Annotated in this window: 12 protein-coding genes and 6 pseudogenes; 5 read left to right on the top strand and 13 right to left on the bottom strand. The window is 60.0% G+C overall.

What is annotated here, in order from left to right:
- The 7 genes and pseudogenes from NKH60_RS35255 to NKH60_RS33125 form a co-directional block, all read right to left on the bottom strand.
- Positions 1-805: pseudogene (locus tag NKH60_RS35255) on the bottom strand (type I restriction enzyme subunit R domain-containing protein); the annotation flags it as partial.
- A 103-nt stretch (positions 806-908) separates the two neighbouring features.
- Entirely contained in the window at positions 909-1,421 is a 513-nt protein-coding gene (locus NKH60_RS33150) for a hypothetical protein (RefSeq protein WP_352874860.1), read from the bottom strand.
- 152 nt (positions 1,422-1,573) lie between these two features.
- The gene (locus NKH60_RS33145) at positions 1,574-2,026 is read right to left on the bottom strand and encodes a hypothetical protein (RefSeq protein WP_352874859.1); all 453 of its coding nucleotides are present in this window, start codon (positions 2,024-2,026) and stop codon (positions 1,574-1,576) included.
- A 464-nt stretch (positions 2,027-2,490) separates the two neighbouring features.
- The gene (locus tag NKH60_RS33140) at positions 2,491-4,023 is read right to left on the bottom strand and encodes a Fic family protein (RefSeq protein WP_352874857.1); all 1,533 of its coding nucleotides are present in this window, start codon (positions 4,021-4,023) and stop codon (positions 2,491-2,493) included.
- A gap of 402 nt (positions 4,024-4,425) precedes the next feature.
- A pseudogene (locus tag NKH60_RS33135) lies at positions 4,426-4,635 on the bottom strand (bifunctional hydroxymethylpyrimidine kinase/phosphomethylpyrimidine kinase); the annotation flags it as partial.
- A 14-nt stretch (positions 4,636-4,649) separates the two neighbouring features.
- Positions 4,650-5,807, bottom strand: a complete 1,158-nt coding sequence (locus NKH60_RS33130; protein ID WP_352874855.1) for a porin — start codon at positions 5,805-5,807, stop codon at positions 4,650-4,652.
- A 162-nt stretch (positions 5,808-5,969) separates the two neighbouring features.
- Complete coding sequence (locus tag NKH60_RS33125; RefSeq protein ID WP_352492844.1) at positions 5,970-6,335, bottom strand: hypothetical protein; 366 nt, start codon at positions 6,333-6,335, stop codon at positions 5,970-5,972.
- 517 nt (positions 6,336-6,852) lie between these two features.
- Between NKH60_RS33125 and hemN the strand changes: the two genes are divergently transcribed.
- The gene (gene hemN / locus NKH60_RS33120) at positions 6,853-8,193 is read left to right on the top strand and encodes an oxygen-independent coproporphyrinogen III oxidase (RefSeq protein ID WP_352874854.1); all 1,341 of its coding nucleotides are present in this window, start codon (positions 6,853-6,855) and stop codon (positions 8,191-8,193) included.
- Between the two features lie 227 nt (positions 8,194-8,420).
- Here the strand turns inward: hemN and NKH60_RS33115 are convergent.
- Positions 8,421-8,763, bottom strand: a pseudogene (locus NKH60_RS33115) (PIN domain-containing protein); the annotation flags it as partial.
- The gene (locus NKH60_RS33110) at positions 8,760-9,104 is read right to left on the bottom strand and encodes a hypothetical protein (protein WP_352874852.1); all 345 of its coding nucleotides are present in this window, start codon (positions 9,102-9,104) and stop codon (positions 8,760-8,762) included. The pseudogene NKH60_RS33115 and the gene NKH60_RS33110, both read right to left, overlap by 4 nt.
- Before the next feature lie 380 nt (positions 9,105-9,484).
- Between NKH60_RS33110 and NKH60_RS33105 the strand changes: the two genes are divergently transcribed.
- A complete protein-coding gene (locus tag NKH60_RS33105) occupies positions 9,485-10,171 on the top strand; it encodes an isopentenyl transferase family protein (protein ID WP_352874850.1) in 687 nt (228 codons plus the stop codon).
- A 546-nt stretch (positions 10,172-10,717) separates the two neighbouring features.
- Positions 10,718-11,044, top strand: a pseudogene (locus NKH60_RS35250) (transposase); the annotation flags it as partial.
- Positions 11,045-11,051: 7 nt separating this feature from the next.
- Here NKH60_RS35250 and NKH60_RS33095 read toward each other — a convergent pair.
- Positions 11,052-12,014, bottom strand: coding sequence for an NUDIX hydrolase (locus NKH60_RS33095; RefSeq protein WP_352874848.1), 963 nt, complete (start codon positions 12,012-12,014; stop codon positions 11,052-11,054).
- 147 nt (positions 12,015-12,161) lie between these two features.
- Between NKH60_RS33095 and NKH60_RS33090 the strand changes: the two are divergent.
- Together NKH60_RS33090 and NKH60_RS33085 are read left to right on the top strand one after the other, a co-directional pair.
- Positions 12,162-12,365, top strand: a pseudogene (locus tag NKH60_RS33090) (3-methyl-2-oxobutanoate hydroxymethyltransferase); the annotation flags it as partial.
- Between the two features lie 259 nt (positions 12,366-12,624).
- Complete coding sequence (locus NKH60_RS33085; protein WP_352874846.1) at positions 12,625-13,242, top strand: cold-shock protein; 618 nt, start codon at positions 12,625-12,627, stop codon at positions 13,240-13,242.
- Here NKH60_RS33085 and NKH60_RS33080 read toward each other — a convergent pair.
- The 3 genes and pseudogenes from NKH60_RS33080 to NKH60_RS33070 all read right to left on the bottom strand — a co-directional run.
- Positions 13,217-13,766 (bottom strand): annotated as a pseudogene (locus NKH60_RS33080) (ABC transporter transmembrane domain-containing protein); the annotation flags it as partial. The gene NKH60_RS33085 and the pseudogene NKH60_RS33080 overlap by 26 nt on opposite strands.
- A gap of 28 nt (positions 13,767-13,794) precedes the next feature.
- On the bottom strand, positions 13,795-15,450 hold the full coding sequence (locus NKH60_RS33075; protein ID WP_352874845.1) for an MFS transporter: 1,656 nt from the start codon (positions 15,448-15,450) through the stop codon (positions 13,795-13,797).
- Between the two features lie 1,575 nt (positions 15,451-17,025).
- On the bottom strand, positions 17,026-17,305 hold a 280-nt coding region (locus NKH60_RS33070), incomplete at its 5' end, for a CBS domain-containing protein (protein ID WP_352874843.1).

The following is a 17,305-nucleotide window of genomic DNA, read 5'->3' as shown; positions in this document are numbered from 1 at the left end:
TAACTTCGCTCGTAAGGGCGACCTTAAGAGCGCAGCCTCGCTACCGTGCCGTCCTCTCGCAAGGCGGCCTTCGCCGGAGGGTATCCAGAAGAAGTGGATGTATTCCAGTTCTCCTTTCGGCGGCTCCACACGCTCGCAAAGCAGGACAATGCGTTCCAGGGCTTGATCGAGACATTCTTTTCCTTTTTTCAGACGGTCCTTGAGCAGCACATCCGGAGCCGGCCCGTCGTCGGAATGATCAAGTTCCGACGTATAGACCGCGATCGCATTCTCAATTTTCTTGAACAGGCCCTTGTAGGCGACGATATAACCGAAATCCTTGTCCTCGCCGTCAAGCCGATTGGTCCGGCAAATCGCTTGGAACAGGCCGTGGTCCTGCATAGACGTGTCTATGTAGACATAGGTGCAGCGCATCGAAAGCTGTGAGCAGCTTGTCGACGACCACCAGCAGCTTCATGTTCGCCGGCTCCTTGGTGAAAAGAGCCTTGGCCGCCTCCTCGTACACCTCGGTTTTGGACAAACCGCCCTTGGCCTCAACGCCCTTCAGCAACTCGGTGTAGGTGTTGTAAATGACCTGCCGGTCGGTATCGGTGTTGGCGCCCGTCCCTTCCTTTGTGATGTCCTGCGCATTCGGATTGTACGATTTGATCAGGGCGCACTTGTTGCGGAACGGGTCTTTTGAAAAAGCTCGAAGTACTTGCAGGCTTCGTAGATGCTGGAGGCGACGAGAATTGCGTTGCCGCGTTCGCTTGACAGGCGGGGCTTCACGCTGAAATCGAAGACGATGTCGCTGACGACTATCCATGCGGGATCGCGAGCTGAGCACGTTTTACATCGTGCCCCATTTCTTTTTTAGCTCATCCCTTTGCCAGTCATTCAGGGCCTTGGTTTTGGCATCGAACCACTGATCAATTTTGTCCTCTGAACCCAGGCGCTGTCCGGGGGCCGAGCGTCTCAGTGCCGTTTTCGCGGAAGGCTGACAGCGCCAAATCTTCCCGCCGCTCAAACAGCCCGTAGAGGAACATTTCCACAGCATGCACGGTCGCTATGGCAGCAAGCCGCCGATTATTGGCGCCGCCTTCCAGCTGCAGCTCTTCTGCCTTGCGGAAGAAGTCGCGCGCCATCAGGAGAAAGCCATCGACCTGCGGCAGCATCTCGTTTTGGCGCGCGAGATATTCAAGCACCAAGGCCGCGACAAAATCCTCTGCCCACGGCTCTGCCTGCCAGCCTCCCAGCACGGTCTGACCGGAGACCAGCCAGGCATCTCCAGCCGCCAGCACGTGGGGCACGTCATCGACAGAATCAGACCGGCGAATAGCCTCCATCGCGAGTGTCGTGGCGATGACCTCGGGATCGTCGTCGCCCGCGTCGCGCGGAAGCGCGCCTGTGTCAGGAATAACTTGTGTGATCAGCCATGACACGGCCTTCCGAATTGCGTCGTGGTAGCGGTCATCGCCAAGCCGCTGAAGGGCGACTGTCGCAAGGGCCGTGGCGCGCAGGCCGGGCCGGGGAACCCCTTCTCTAGTTTCATTCCAGTAGCCCCCACCCTCCTGGCGGCGCACGAGGCGATCAGTCAGGACCGCAATTTCCCGGCGCAGATCGCCGATAAGTTTCGGGCTTCGCGAACAGCGCCAGAGTGCGTAGCCGATATCTTCAACCGGGGCGGCGGCTTCTCCCTCCCAGTGCCGAGCGCGATCATATGCGATGCGCATTCGGCCAGCGCGCCGTCAAGGCGCCCCGCTTCCGTCGCGCTGCCGTAAAGGTCCAGGAACCACGCCAGCGAATAAGACCAGTCGGCAGGCAAGTCCTGCCCATTGTGATCCCTTGCGACGACGGCCACGACGGCGTTGTGGCCTTCGGGCGTGCGGGGCTCTATCCCAAGGATCGGGTATAATTCGGGTGTCGGCTGCTGAAGGATACGCGCCGGCACGAGCGACAGTGCTTTCTCCAGCGAGGGAGGAAAATCCTCCAGTTCTTCGGCCAGTTCGGCAGCTTCTCTCCTTCGTCCCTCGCGGCGCTTGTACATATTCTGCCGCAACCACGGCAACGGTGCGCTGCGCCCGTTCAGCGGTGCTGGTGGCAATCAGCTCGGCCGGAATGTCACCATCCTTGATCGCCCAGTGCGTACGGTGCTGTTCGAACTGTTGAATGCCCAGCCGGTCCGCAATTCTCAACACCGCTGACCGGTCGAGAAAGGCATGTTTCGGATCGGGCTCGAAGGTGAAGGCCAGTTCGTGTCCGCGCCGAACGATATTGCGTATGCGGCTGTGCCGGACCACGCGCGCGTGCGGGCCTCCCGCCCCGACTTCGTACATCAAAAGCGCCGGGATTTCCTCCAGCCGGCGCAATGTTTCAGGGCGCGAGGTCGATAGCCTCGGCCTCGGCGCCGCTAGATTCCTCGAACCGGTCAATGGTTGACGTGAACCGCGGCGTTTCCCACCACTCGCCGTGGCCCGAGACAAGCAAGTTAAACATGGCACACCACCGACCTCACGCCGCCTTCTCCATAGACCACTTCACCCGTTCGGCGAGAAAGGCGGCGAACGTTTTCACATTCATATTGCCGCTCGCCTCCTCCAGCCCTGCGAGGTAGGCCTTCCGGTCATCGACTCTGACGACTGTCCAGGGGTAACCGCCTGAAGCCAGCATCGCGTTCATGAGGAACCGCGCCATTCGTCCGTTGCCGTCCGGATAGGGGTGCACATAGCCCACAAGCCAATGCCCCAGCACGGCACGCACGGAGGCCTCCTTCTCCGCCTCCAGCAGGTCGAACAGCTCATTCATACCATCGGCCACCGCTTCGGTACGCGGCGGCACGTGCTGCGAGCCGCGCAGGTACACAGGGTGATTGCGATATCCCGCAAGCGCGCTGGCTTTGAGGATGCCGGCGGTCACTGACGGCGCGAACAGCTCCCGGTACCACTCCCGGTGAGTGTCCCGCGTCAACGCGCCGGCTGGCTTGCCGTTGATGATCGCGGCAACAGAGTCTTTGACCTTCTGGAATGCGAGGTAGTAGCCACGCGCGGCAAGCGCATCTCGGTTCTTGCGGTCCTCTTCATCAATCTCCGGATTCCAGCTCCCCTCGCGCACCCGGTCGATGAGTTCCGGGGTGACGCTGTACCCTTCTATCGACAGCGAATGGTAGGCGTCGCTTTCGTAGATATCCTCGACGAACTTCATATAGGCGTCTTTGTCGGACGGCAGTCCGGGTGCCTTCGGGAATATCTCGATGATGGCTTCGCGCTGCGATTGCCAGATCGCGCGCAGGCGGGCGACCAACGGCGGTACGCCCGCCGCAATAGTTGTCACTCCAATTTGTCCCGCGAACGGATCGGATTCGCGCACGTCACAGCCGGCGGCTTTGAAGGCGGCCACGATTTCATCGGCAAAAGAGTCGCGTCCTACGCGACGGAAGGCCCCCGCAAGCCGTCCCGCCACGGCGGAATGGCCGCCATCAAGCAGCAGGGCCAGAACGGTTGATACGTCGCGCACCGACGCCATGGCGATCTGCATCTCGATAGGGGCGCGCTGGAAGAACGCTTCCGGCACCCGGGTAAGGGCGGCCTCGACAGTGAACACGCGCTGGCCGTTTTTCTCTGTCAGTTCGGCCGGCATCTCCTTGACCTTGAGGTCATAGAGCGAAGTGCCGAACAGCAGGTCGACTTTGTTATTCGTGCCTTTGGGGGTGTTCACCACCACCTGAGGCGGAATAGTGGGCGCTTCCGCGTGCAGAAGCAGCGACTGCTTCGGTGAGAGGAACCAGTCCTTGCCGAACCGGTCATTGCAGTAAAGGGAGCAGAACTCCCAGAAGCTCGCGTACCAAGGGGCGGTGTCTTGCTGCCGTGCCTGCGGGCCGGTCGACATGAGCCAGCCTTTGATAACATCGCGCAGGAACCCGTTCTGCAGCAGCCGCTCCCGGTGGACGCGGGTCAGCTCATCTGATTTGAATATGCGCCGCCCACCCTCCTGCAGCTCTTTGAGGCCGGCCAGTGATACAGCGAGTTTTTCATGGGGCTTGGCCATGGCCGTGCCTTTGCAACTTTTTTAGAGCTGTGCGATTACAAGTATATAATGCTGATAAGCGACAAGTCAATGATGCTGTTGAGTTGCAAGTTTTTTAAGTCGTGCGATAACAAGTTTTTTATGCGATAATCGGGAAATGCGATCGTTTCCATAGCCGCGCGAGGATCGTTACCCGGATGGGCCGAGACCCAGCTCCCCCGCAGGCTACGCAGGGGCTCGGGGCGAGCCTAGAGCCTGGCCCTCCGAAGCGCTTCGAAGGAGCACGCGCCTCTTTGAAAAACTCGCCCGTTGTGCATCGTGGGTAACCGTAAACGCGAATTCTCAAAGGAAAGACGCTCCTTACCTCTCCCTCCCGCCACGATCATGACGGCCGCGCCCGCGCTCACTACGCCGCGACGCCCGCGAGATCGCTGCACGCATCTGATCGGCCACCAGACTGGGTTGCAGATGAAGGATGTCCGTGACGCTGTCGTGTGTTTGCACCGTCACCGCAGTGACGGCAAGGCAGCTGCGCACGCCCATGGAGGAGAGCGTCTCGATATCGCGCGCGATTCCGGTACCCCCACTGGAGTCCGATCCGCCGACGACAAGTACATGCGATGCCTGCCTCAGCGCCCTTTCATCCGTTAGAATGAGCGTTCGAAACGCAGGATTCCGCCGACACTGCTCTTCTCGTTGGCGTTGGTCCAGTTCACGTTGGAAGCGTCCACCTTGCCGACGGCGAAGTTGCCGTAGCGGCCATAGTCGAGTTCCGCCGTAACTGTGAAATCTGGAAGAAACGCATAGGCGACGTTTGCAGCGACACCATGGTTCTTGAGCTGATCACCGGAGAGCTGAAGGTTGAACGAAGTTGTCTCGTTGAGCTTGTAAGTGGCGCCAGCCCAGAAAGCCCAGTTCCCGCCCCAACTCTTATAGAAGCCGCGACCATGAGCGTCGATGGCGTTCGTGGAGTCGTCGTTGAGCTTGCCGTTGGAACCGTAGCCGAGCATTCCGAACAGCAACAGTTCGTTGGTGACATTGATGTCGACACGGACCTTGGCGGCCACCGATTCGTAGTTGCTATCATAAGCGGCAACGCCGGTGATCGCGCCCCAGCCATGTGTGTATTTGAAGCCGCCGACTACGTGCGGTGCGTAGCTGTCGATTGTGCCGACCACGCCCGAGCCTTCTTCGAGCGAAACCACGGCCGAAAAGCCGTTCCCGGCGTCGAAGTAGTACTGAACCACATTGGTATCGAAAGCGCCGTACGGAACCGGCGTCTGGTTGAGTACGTCACCCGCGCCGCCAATAAACATGTCGAAGGCCGACCAGTCCTTACCAACTCGGAGGCCACCAAGCTGAATCCAGGCGAAAGTCAAGGTGCTGTCTCCGTTGAAGGCATAGGACCGAGAACTGTCCGAAACCGAAGTGTGGCGGTTGCCGAAGTTCATGCGGGTTTCGGTGTAGGTCTTCAACGTGCCGAGTTCCGTCTCCTGGCCGGTCCAAGTTTTCAATGTGAAGCGCGTGTTGTTTTGCCATGTGCCCTGATGCTCACCAGTCCTCACATCCGAGGTTCTTGCGTGATCAACCAATCCGACATGGCCCAAGCCGACGTCGTAACGGACATAGCCGCCGATGCGCACGCAGGTCTCAGTGCCTGAAATGTAGACGTAGCCCGACCCGTAGACGTCGCAGACTTTAACGTACTCAGTCGGGTCAGGCTCGGCAACGGCGGTCACGGCGCGAGCGTCGGAAACGGCAATCAGTGCCGCAGTTGAGCCGAGGAGGAGGCTCCTAATGTTCATTGTTGATCTCCGTTCAAAGAGTAAAAGGAATGGACGTCAGTGATGAACTCTTGCTAAGGAAACAGTCGATAACGATGCGCATTGAGTTGAATTTGAGCAGTTTTGATGCGCTCGTCACGCCGGATATTCATCAGAAATTGAGAATATGATTGGGTGTTATTGTTACAAATATGCCATTGTTATTACAAATATAATAATCGCCGAAACGACGCCATCCAACATTTCTGTACAAATCATCCCCGTCATCTCCGCTAGTTGTGGGCGGGCCGTCACAAAGGCTTCTACTGCAAATGACGTGCCATCCTGACGACGCAGCTGCGGCTTGAAGCTCAAGTGTGCCGGCGGACCTTGGTTCGCTCTTCCTTCCTTTTTGCCTTGCGGATCAACCCAAGCACGAACGGCAAACGTTTCGGCTACGGTTCGTCTGTTCGCTTCGCGACAGTTTCGTTCAATGGCGACAGCTTTGTTTGCTGTGAGCCCCGACGTTGAGACATCATGCGGCGGCACCGCTCGGTACGACGCCGTCATTTTGGCGAGCGCGATGATCGGTAATCACGCGCTGACGCGCAGCCTTGCCTCCACCACGGAGTCAGTAGGCGCGCCGGCCTTGGCATTGCGGCCGACCTGACGGTCGCGTCGAGCAGCCTCTCGTCCTGATAGACGGCGCGCCACAGCTAATGCTTCTTGCCAGCAATTCACACAACGAGCTCATCGAGATGCCAGAGATCACTATGGGGCTGCGCTAGCTGGCGAGCAAAGTCTGGTCCCAACGCCGTGTTATCTCGTTGGATGCGGCAGCCGCGCTCAGCAGAATCTACTCGACCAGGCGCAGGCTGAAGGGAAGGGATGGTGGAACCAAACGGTGCGCGTGAGGGTCGCGGCGGGAACAGCCATGGCCAGTCGCTGACCGTCCAGCCAAGACTGAACGGCCGCTATTGCTGAGAAATACAAGTTTCGAGCCCAAAGCGGAACGGACTGACATAGCGCAAAGACACAGGCGAGCGCAGCGGTAAGGTTGGCGGTTATCAGCATGGGACGGTAACTGTTGCAGACCACAAAATATCGCGAGGCCGGCCTGCCTTGGTACACTATCTATCCGACTGTGTCAGAGTTCTCTGGGGCGGTCGGCGCCGAGGCTTATGAGGAATGGCTCAGGAACCTGCCGGCTGACGATCCGGTGTCGCTCTATTTCCACGTTCCGTTCTGCCGATCAGCTTGCTGGTATTGTGGCTTCCCCACCACCATCACCCGCCATGATGCGCCGATCCTCAACTATCTGGCGGCCCTGCGTGACGAGATCCGTTTGGTCTCGGAGCGAGCGCCGCAGACGCTGCCCGTGAGCGACATGCATTTCGGCGGCGGAACGCCGTCTCTCATAGGACCAGCCGAGTTCCTGGCTCTGATGGAGTTCCTGCGACGCCGCTTCGCTCTCACGAAAACAGCTACGGTTGCCGTCGAGATTGATCCGCGCACGTTCACGGCCGAGATGGCCGAGGCCTTAGGAGCAGCCGGCGTGAACCGTGTGAGTCTCGGCGTGCAGAGCTTCGATCCCATTGTTCAAAAAGCAATCAACCGGGTTCAGAGTGAGGCGCAGACGTCGGCTGCCGTGGAAATGCTGCGCCGGCATGGAGTAAGCCGCATCAACTTCGACCTCATCTTCGGTCTCCCGCATCAAACGGTGCAGTCCTGCGTCGAGACCGCGAGGGCGGCGGTCGCAATGCGCCCCGACCGGCTTGCGGTGTTCGGCTATGCGCACATCCCGTCGCTTATAAAGAATCAGCGCCTCATCGAGGAGGCAGTTCTTCCGGGCAGCGCTGCCCGCGCCGAACAGTATGCGGCCGTGGCCGCGACGCTGATTGCCGCCGGCTACCGCGAGATCGGACTCGACCATTTCGCCTTGCCGGACGACGAGCTCGCGCTGGCACAGAAAACGGGTCGCCTGCGGCGTAACTCGCTGGGCTACTCGGCCACCACCTGCAGAACCCTGATCGGTTTCGGCGCGTCGGCTATCGGCCGCGTCGGCGAGGGGTACGTCCAAAACGAAGTTACACGGGATTCCTACATCCAGCACATCGCAGCTGGCCGTCTGGCGACGTCAAAGGGCTATCGCCTCACCGACGACGACCGCGTGCGAGCCGCAATTATCGAGCGACTAATGTGCGATCTCGAGGCCGATGTGCAGGCAATCTGTGCCTCCCACGGATCTGATCCGATCCGTCTTCTCGATTCAGCTGAACGCTTGGCGATGCTGGCCGAGGACGGGATAGTGGACTTCGAAAACGGTTTTGTCCGCGTACGGCGGGAGCATCGCTTTGTAATTCGCGCTGTCGCTGCCGCGTTCGATGCTTTTCTCGATCGGGATGGCCGTAAGCATAGCCACAGGTGAGGGCAAGCATCCAACCAGAAGCTAAACTCGACGCCCTTGGCCGAGGCCTGTCATGAAGCGCGCGTCAAGGATGCGAAAAGCAGAGCTGATCCGCCTATTTCATCTCATCTTCAATGACATCGACCTCGTGGCTGCCACCGAGGCGTTTCCATATTGATCGTGGTAGGTGCGGGGCATCTGGGTGTTTCGCCGTCAGCGCATGAATATCCCCGCCATGTGATGGGTCAGGAAATCGCGGTGGCTGCAATCAGCCCGTCCATCGATGACAGACCGCGGCCACGCCGCTTCGCGAGGCCCGTCAGGTCGCCCCAGGCCAGGGCAACCAGTTCGTCCACGGGCAGGACTCTCGGCTCGAAGCGCTGCGGCAGGTCCCGGGCGAGCCATCCGGCCAGTGCGTCACGTTTCCGACCTTTGTCCATGAGGGCAGCGCCGCGCCGGATCTCGGCGATCGACACAACGCTGATAAATGAGCGGTCTTCATCGAGCCCGTCCATCCATTCCAGCACGCGCGCGTCAGGGCTCGGCCTCGTCACCTCGGAGAGGCCAATTAGTGTCGAGCAAGAGCCTCACAATGGCAGACCATGCGGTTCATCGCGTAGCCGCTCGATGTCCAGTTCGGCGTTGCGCAGCGAGTGCCCAGAAAACAGCAGCCAGCTCCCCTTCCGGAAGATCGGAGCGGACGCCACGCAAAAAGCGCCAAATCCTTGGCGCCGGCGGTCTGTGTGTTTGCGCGCTGGCGGCTTTGGTGTACTCCTGTGCCGTTTCGACGAGGCTTCCAGCCGGACCGGCAGGGGAGGAGGCTTTGGCGGCGCGGCCGGCACACGGCCCACCTCGAAGACGAGATCGACGATGTCGGGCAGATCCTCGGTCGCCTCACAAATCGGTGAGGTCGTCGGGACACCGTCTTCCACTTTTGTTGATCAGCCGCCTTCCTGGCCATGTTCCGAGACAATAAGGCGCCCGTGCGCCGCCGCCTCGATTAACCCAAGACGCGCAAGGATCTTTTGCCGGAGACAACGAGGTCACCATCCTGCGGTGCCGCGTTGCGTCACAGTCGGCATGAGATGTGCAAAGTGGACCGTCGTCAAACGTCAAACAGAGGCGTTGGTGACTGGACTGAACGATCAGAACGGGCTGCTTGCGCCCTTTCGGACTTCACAAAGTTCGAAAATGGCGTCGTTTCAGGGCATAATCGCCGCTTGTCAAAATGTTTGCGACAAGTCCGGTGAAAGCCTACCGAGTATCTTGTGCTTGGGGGGCGGTTAGTTCCGATAAACTAAGCGGCATACACATGCTAATCTATTTGATTTACGGGCCGACCTGCAGCGGCAAAACAGACGCGGCAATCCAAATTGCACGAGAGACCGGATGGCCGGTCATTGCGCTGGATCGTGTACAATGCTGTCCTCAAATCGCCACCGGCAGCGGGCGTCCCTCGGATTCCGAACTGCAATCTACCCAGCGGATCTACTTGGATTCGCGCCCGCTAACCGCGGGCATCATCGACGCCGAGACCGCCCATCGTAAGCTGATAATGCAAGTGGATGAGCGTAGTTCCCAGCCGGGGCTCATCCTCGAAGGCGGTTCGATCTCCCTTCTCAATTTAATGGCGCGAAGTCAGCATTGGGACGGCGCTTTTCGGTGGCATGTAAGGCGGTTGCGGCTCGGCAACTCGGACGCCTTTCTGGAAAGAGCCAAGCGTCGGGTCACAGACATGTTTGTCACAAGAGAAGGACAACCTTCATTGCTGCAGGAACTTGCGGATCAGTGGAAGGAAGATGCAGTCCGTCCCATTTTGGAAGACGTTGACGGATATCGTTGCGCCATTCATTTTGCGAGAGAGCACAGCTTGGCAATCAGCGAAATGCCGTGCCTTCGCAAAGAGCTCCAACAAGATCTTGTAGAGGCGATTGCGAGAGAATATCTCGAATATGCGCGTTGGCAAGAACGCGACTTTCCAGAATGGCAAACTGAGTGAGCAAGCCTCCCCGGACCTCGCCTGCGATGCGGGCACGGTAGCTCCTGAGAATTGCGCTAAGTGGTTTGCTGAAGCAAGCTAGTGCCAGGCGACATTAGGTCCGTGTGGCAGCGGAAGGATTGCTTTCGCCACGGTGACTGCGGAGGAGGCGACATGGCTGCACTGCTCATTTCAGGCATGGGACGGAATGTACCGATGACAAAGTGCTGCGCGCTTCGTAGCGACCGCTACCGTGGCTGACTCGCGAACTACTATCCGCCAGCCCAGTCTGTGGCGTCGTCTCGGCTTTCATCGCCACCGCCTTCGCCCAGGAAACGCCCGAGGCCGCAAGCGTCGCCGTGGCAGTGCGGCACCCGGCAAGATGGGTGGTCATCGGCCCTATCTGATCGACGGGTCGGCGGCACTGGCTGAACGTGGTCTCCTGCGAGCGTCGGTCGCTTCCTGCACCGCGAGGGCAAGAGCTTCAAAAAAACCGTTCTGCCGGCCGAGCAGCTCAAGCCAAAGCTGATGCGCGGGCGTGCGCAATGGATGCGCTATCAGACCCGCATTGACCCTACGCGCCTGGTCTCCCTGGATGAAACATGGGTCAAGACCAACATGGCGCCGTTGCGCGGCTGGGGTGTGCGCGGCAAGCGGCTGATGGCCCACGCACCATATGGCCATTGGAAGACGATGACCTTCATCACCGCGCTGCGGCATGATCGGGTGGAGGCGCCTTGGGTCATTGACGGACCCATCAATACGCAGGCCTTTCGCGTCTATGTCGAAACCGAACTCGACAAAACACTGAAGCCGGGCGACATCGTCATTCTCGACAATCCCGGTTCTCACAAGGGCCAAGCCGTCCGCGACATCGTCAGGGCTGCTGGCGCAAGGCGGGTCAAGCCCGCGAGAGCGGCAATTTTGTTCCGGCTATCACCCTCTCGTCGAGAACGGCGTGACGGAAGCGATAAAGTTGCGCCGGCCGGCCGCCGGTTTCCGCGGTTGTCTCACCGGTCTCCTCGACCAGCTCCTGCTGCTCGATCAGCCGGCGAAAGTTCGGCTTACGCACGAGCCTGCCGGCAAGCGCCTCCACGGTGCGCTGCAGCTGCAAAAGCGTGAAGACCGGCGGCATCAGTTCGAATACGACCGGCCGGTATTTGATCTTGGAGCGCAGCCGCGCAATGCCGGTCGCCAGGATGCGACGATGATCGGCGATCATCGATCTGCCCGACACGGAGGTGGGCGCAGCGGAATGTCCGGCGCGTATTGCTTCCTCCACCAGGGCGGCTTCGTAGAGCAGCTCATAACGTTGAAGCGCGAGTTCCTCGTTCCAAAGGCGGTCGTCAAAGCCGAAGGCGATCGCCGCCCGCCGTCGTCGGTCGAGGCGTGTCGTACCGTCGTCAGTGCCATCCGCCCATTCCATCAGGCGCGGCCGCAATTCGTCCAACACGACCGCCGGTGTGCCGGAGCGGTGATCCTCCCACGGGAAATAGTCGTACCAGCTTCCCCAGTGTCGCCCGGCCGGGTCGCCAGCTTCGTCTTGGTGGGTGAGCGCCAGATAGCTGATAGAGACCACGCGGTCGTCAGCGCCAACCCTGTCGCGATCGGCGAAGGTGTAGAGCTGTTCGATATAGCCGAGCGGCTGGCCGGTCTGTTGTTCCACCCATCCCCTGAGGCCCGACTGCAGCGAACGGTGAGCAAGCTCGAACGGGCCGGAGGGCAGGGCGTTTGCCTGCGGGATGGTCAGAACGCAGGGGGCGCTGCTGTCCATGGCGACCACAACGGCGATCAAGTCCGCATTGACGTCGTTGGCCTTGCCTCCAGCTCCGCCTTTCCTAATCCCTTTTGCGCGATCGTCCATGGTCCCCGACGTCGTTGAGCAGAGCCCTGCCGCGTAGGCGGCTGAACCGATTGAATTCCGTTTTTGTCTGATAATTGTCGGCGCGTCAACACCACCCGTCGTGGCGATTTTAGCTCTTCGCAGCTGCACAAAAAGTGCCAACGCGACATCCGTGCTTGGGGAAGGAGGCCCATTGAGTGCGCCGATTCAAAGCTCGTCGATCGACATTGCGACGTTGTTCTCGTCGGCGACAGCGCGGCATGGTTCTCCACGGCTTGGCGTCGACGCTGGGCGTGACGCTGGAGATGATGATCATGCACGGTCAGGCCTGCGCCGGCGCAAAAGGTCGTCGACCCGCCGTTCGGTTCCTTTTGAAGAAACCCGGAGCAGGCTTTCCGCAATGCCTGATAAAGCCCTTCCAGTGCGCCCGCGCCAGCTTCATCGCACTCTCACTCCAACACAACCTATGCGAGTCAGTAAATCGACTCCCCGGCACTATTGTTTCAGGGGAAATGAATCTAGTTTCAAAGGGTTCGGCCGATAGGCCGGGCACAGCTGAGGCCTTCACGGCCCTTTTTGACATAAACGCGCCCGATTGAGATTACCTTGACGGTAGCGCAGTGCGCCATCCATGCCAGTCGAGATGATCATGGGCAAATATCGAGACCATCGCGAGCCACGCCGGCATCGCTATGACGATGACCCCGTTTCCTTTTCGGAACGGACTTCCGAGCCAAGCTATTTTCAGCGCCCGCCGACCGTGACGGCAGATCCTGTCGATGCGGAGGTATTGTGGTTCACAGTCAGCAAGGGTTTTGGCTTCGTCAAACTGTCGGACGGCACGGAGGCCTATCTGCACGTGCGAGTGTTAGAGGCGGCCGGAAGCCGGGATGTTGCCGCGGGGACGCCTCTCAAGATCACGGTCGAAAAAAGTCCAAAAGGTCATCAAGTCGCGCAGGTGCTGGAGATCGGCGATCACCGCGCGAAAACTCCGTCACATAGGCGCGTCGCTGGAGGGACCTTCATTGAAACCGGTGCGCAGCTGGAGAGCGGGGGCACGGTCAAGTGGTACAAACCCGAAAAGGGCTTCGGCTTCATTGCTCCTGACAACGGTGAGAAGGACGTCTTCGTTCATGCCAGCGCCCTGACGCGCTCAGGGCTCAGCGTGCTGGTGGCGGGACAGAAGGTGTTTGTCGAATGCGGGCAAGGCAAGAAAGGCTGGGAAGTCCGGAGCATTCGCCTTGCCTAGACGGCGATGCATTGCTCGCCTCGAAGGAGATGCCGGAGAGCGTCGGGCGGCCGCCCGAGCCCGCGTAGCAGAAACCGACATTGTCGAAGCGCAGCACGCCGTCGGTGACGACGAGATCCCTGGCGCCCGCTGCGTCCTCGATGTCAAGTTCGGCGTCGAGCAACTCGAACAGCCGCGTGCCGCAGGTCGAGGCGCGCGCGAACGAGTTGACCATCAATCCGAGCTGGCGCACCGGCATCTGCAGAATGGTCATGAGGGTGAGCAACAGGGCCAGCGTGCCGACGCTGATTTGACCTGCGACCAATTTCTGGCCACCGAACCAGAGCACCAGGCCCATGGCGGTCAGGAACGAGAAATTCATGGCGCTGGTGTTGCCGACACGGATGTCAACGCGCTCATTGGCGAGATCAAGGCGCGTCCTGCTTGGCGCGGTCGAACTTTTCCAGCTCGTGCGGCTGCGCGGCGAAGGCACGCACGACACGGATGCCGCCGAGATTCTCATCCATCACCCGGATCTTTAACGATCGCTGATAGATATGGGAAGGTCAGGCTTCAATGACGGGGAAGGTGAAGGATTGACTGGTCGGGTTTCCGGGCCGAGCTTGTCGGCCGCTCAATCGAAAGCGTCATTTGAGGCGCTTTCTCTCCCGCGTGTAACTGGAAGACACGCTCGTCCAGTTCCTTGTCTACTTCCGTGAGACGATGATTGAGGCGAAGGTAGTCGGTCCAGGTCGGCGTTCGGAACGTTTCTGTCCACTGCATAGGCTTCTGAAGGTTGCGCTGGAGCGTCCAGTTCCGAGCACCGACGCGGCTGTGTACATGACGCCGCCGCCGCATGAGGTCGAGGAAGGCCTCGACATTTCTCTCGGCTATCAGATATTCGATCTTGACCACGATCGGGCCGCTTCTCGGCTTCAAACTGAGAGCGACAGCTGGGGCGTCGAATTCCTCCAAAGGATCGGGCTCGGACTCGCGGCGCTCGCGAAGAGGAAACAGAACGCCGGCTGCAGCAACGAGCAGCAGGGCCGCAGCGGAACCCTCTAGCGCCCAGGTCAGCGAATGGTTCTGGGAAACGGTGCCCCACACCCAGCTGCCGGCCGCTATGCCGCCGTCTATCAATGCATAGTAGATGGAGATCGTGCGCCCCACGACCCAGCGCGGGCTTGCCAGCTGCACGCTCACGCCAACCCCGGACCAGGCAGTGACCCAGCCTGCGCCGCCCAAAGCAAGTGCAATTGCCGCCACGCCGATCGAAGAGGTAAGCGCCAGGGAGAGGGAGCACGCCGCGCAGGCGACGCAGGAGAGCCTCATCAGCTGTTCTTGCGACAAGCTCCGTCTGAACAGGCTGTTGGAGAGGCCGGCGAAGACCGCGCCTGTTCCGAAACCTGCCATGAGCGTGCCATAGGCGAGCGGGCCTCCTCCCAACTGGTCGCGGACAATCAGCGGCAGCAGCGCGAGTATGGCGATGCTCGCCAGGCCAAAGAGGGTTCCGCGTGCGATCGCCGCTTTGATTTCCGATGACATCGCCGTGAAGCGCAGCCCGTCATAGATGGCCCTCCTCATCGACTCGCGCGGAAGAGGCGACGAGCGGACCTTCCACTTGCAGCGCCATATGGTGGCCAAGGGTACCAAATAGGTGAGGGTGGTCACGGTAAAAGCGGCCAAAAGCCCGAAGGAGGCAACCACGATGCCGCCGAGCGCCGGGCCCACGGTCCGTACGGTGTTGAAGCCAACGGAAAGCAGGGTAACGGCAGCGGGAACATCGCGCCGGTCCACCATATCGCCAACCGACGCCTGCCAGGCGGGATCGTTGAGAGCGCCGCCGCTTGCGATCAAGAAGCTGAAGCCAAGGATCATCCACGGACTAACAAAGCCCAGCGCCACGGACGCGGTCAGCATCGCGGACGCAATCACCATAAGGCACCGACCGGCGAACATGACCCGGCGCCGGCTGAAATTGTCGGCGAGAGCCCCGGCGAAGACGGACAAGACGAAAGCGGGCAGGTTCGATGATGCCTGCACCAGCGCAACCATCAGATCGGAAGTCGAGATCGTTGCCATCAGCCAGCTGATGGCGACAGTCTGCATCAGCCAGCCGAGACTCGAAACCTGCGTGGCGAGCCAGATCGAACGAAAGGTGGGCTGCAAAAGTGGCCCAAAGGTCGTTGGTGCAGCCAAATCTTCGTTTGATCCAGCCACCCTACTCATTTTGCGACCCTTTGCTTTGCGTTATTGTCGTTTCCCATGTAATCTAGGCTGAACCGTGGCGGCTAGAAGAATAGAGAGAAACTGTTTGCCTTGCGGCACAGTTCCTCGTGATTAAGGGTTGCGGCCGAGACGCATGCCCGAGCCGGCTCACCGCCTTCAAAGACATCACTGGGTGGAGCCCGGGTTCTTGCTTGTCGTTTGACGCAGCATGCTTCATCAACGGGCACTTTGCCGAGCGATGCCTTTTCGCGAAACGCGACGATGTTCTTTCGTCGGAAACTCTCTCCAACGGCGTTCGATGCGCTGAGTCTGGCTTGGGGCGAGGTGAGGGCTTGCAGATCTTAGACAGGATTGATTGCTGATATAAGCAGACGGTTGCCGGGCCGCGATCGAAGAGGCGCGCGCCTTGCTGCTTCAGCTTGAACAAAAGTCTGACGCGCTCACACATGCCATCGACGACTTTCTGCTCGATCTGATGAGGCTGGCTTTCATCTTATGGACGCGGCTTTGAACTTTTGGCGCGAACGCTTGCCCGTAGAAGACTGGCAAAGGTCAGGCTTTTGTCGGGGGCGGTGGACTCCGCCAGGGGAGAAATGACACCCAAAGCCGGATGGCTGACGCGACGGTCGCCCCGCGTTCCGCACAGTGACGAAGGTAACGGTACGGCTCTTCGGCAGATGGCGCATCCGCATGGTAGCGTCTGGCCGTTCCCTCTGATGCTTCGGCCTCCCACACCTATCCGAACAGGCCCGATCCTGGAGGGTCCTCGAAGTGGGCATGAGGGCGATAGGCCGCGTGGTTCGGGTACCAAGCGTAGGCGCGGTATTGGGCTGGAAATTGGCGACGCGCGACGAAGAAGTCCGAGATCAACTCGTGCAATGGCAATTCCTAACACCGTGGACGTGTTGGAGCAGCCTCATCCTCCTAGTCAGGAACGTCATCAAGGTTATAGGATTGATGCGCGGCGAACCCTCGGAACTCAGGATCATGTTGACATCGCTGTTCGACAGAGCCGACTTGGCGCGAGGAAGCCACATCGTTTCGGAATTGCTTATCGCATGGTCTATCGTCGGCCTAGTCAAACCCTTGGCGCGGCGAGGAAGCGGCGGTCGTCGGCGTGATGCATAACGGGAGTCGGCCGCGCCTCACCAGAGGCGAAATGCAGGAACCAAAGGAAAGGACCACCTGCATGGAATTGCGAACCGCGTCCTCGGCGTCTGAGCCGCGACCCTTGCCAAGGATCATTCAACCCGCGACGTAGAGCTTCAACCCAGCCTTGGACATGCGAACCGCGCTACCATCGTTGCAGAGGAGCCGTCCACCAGATGGTTCCATTTGTAGTCCGCGCCTTTGGTCGACATAGCGGACTGGCTCTGGCCACCGGCAAGGTTGAAGAGTGTTCCGTTGTTGCAGTCGTACTTGGCCTACGTGAACCAGATGCCTGAGCACGCGGTCGCGTTTCAGGGTTGATCTACTCGTAAAAAGGAATTGTCTTAGGCGGAAGGCCGCACTTAATACCACTATCCTATTGGCGGCCCATCGGGTTCCCGGATTGAGCAAGTCCGGATCACTATTTTATGCCGCTGCCAGCGTTGTGTCCGCCATGTGCACGCGCGCTGCCGCTGCCAGCAGGTCGGTCTGGGTGATCAGCCCAATAATGCGTCGCTCGGCATCGACGATGACCACGGCATGGCTGCGGCCGTCGGTGAGCACCGGCAGCAGGCTCATCGCCGGCGTATCGGGAGAGGCGGTGCCAGCCTTCGACATCACAGCCCTCACCGCGTCGGTCGCCTTCGTCAGCTCGCGCAGGCCAACTACACCGACCAGCCCGCCGTCGGCGTCGGTCACCGGCAGC

This window comes from Mesorhizobium sp. M1006 (assembly GCF_040318825.1).
Lineage (GTDB): Bacteria > Pseudomonadota > Alphaproteobacteria > Rhizobiales > Rhizobiaceae > Mesorhizobium.
This window is presented reverse-complemented; position numbering and strand designations above follow the sequence as displayed.

Excerpts from the sequence above, each read along its gene's own strand:
- NKH60_RS33145 (WP_352874859.1), bottom strand. The coding sequence starts at position 2,026 with ATGTACAAGCGCCGCGAGGGACGAAGGAGAGAAGCTGCCGAACTGGCC.
- NKH60_RS33130 (WP_352874855.1), bottom strand. The coding sequence starts at position 5,807 with ATGAACATTAGGAGCCTCCTCCTCGGCTCAACTGCGGCACTGATTGCC.
- NKH60_RS33085 (WP_352874846.1), top strand. The coding sequence starts at position 12,625 with ATGCCAGTCGAGATGATCATGGGCAAATATCGAGACCATCGCGAGCCA.
- NKH60_RS33075 (WP_352874845.1), bottom strand. The coding sequence starts at position 15,450 with ATGAGTAGGGTGGCTGGATCAAACGAAGATTTGGCTGCACCAACGACC.
- NKH60_RS33140 (WP_352874857.1), bottom strand. The coding sequence starts at position 4,023 with ATGGCCAAGCCCCATGAAAAACTCGCTGTATCACTGGCCGGCCTCAAA.
- NKH60_RS33105 (WP_352874850.1), top strand. The coding sequence starts at position 9,485 with ATGCTAATCTATTTGATTTACGGGCCGACCTGCAGCGGCAAAACAGAC.
- NKH60_RS33125 (WP_352492844.1), bottom strand. The coding sequence starts at position 6,335 with ATGACGGCGTCGTACCGAGCGGTGCCGCCGCATGATGTCTCAACGTCG.
- NKH60_RS33095 (WP_352874848.1), bottom strand. The coding sequence starts at position 12,014 with ATGGACGATCGCGCAAAAGGGATTAGGAAAGGCGGAGCTGGAGGCAAG.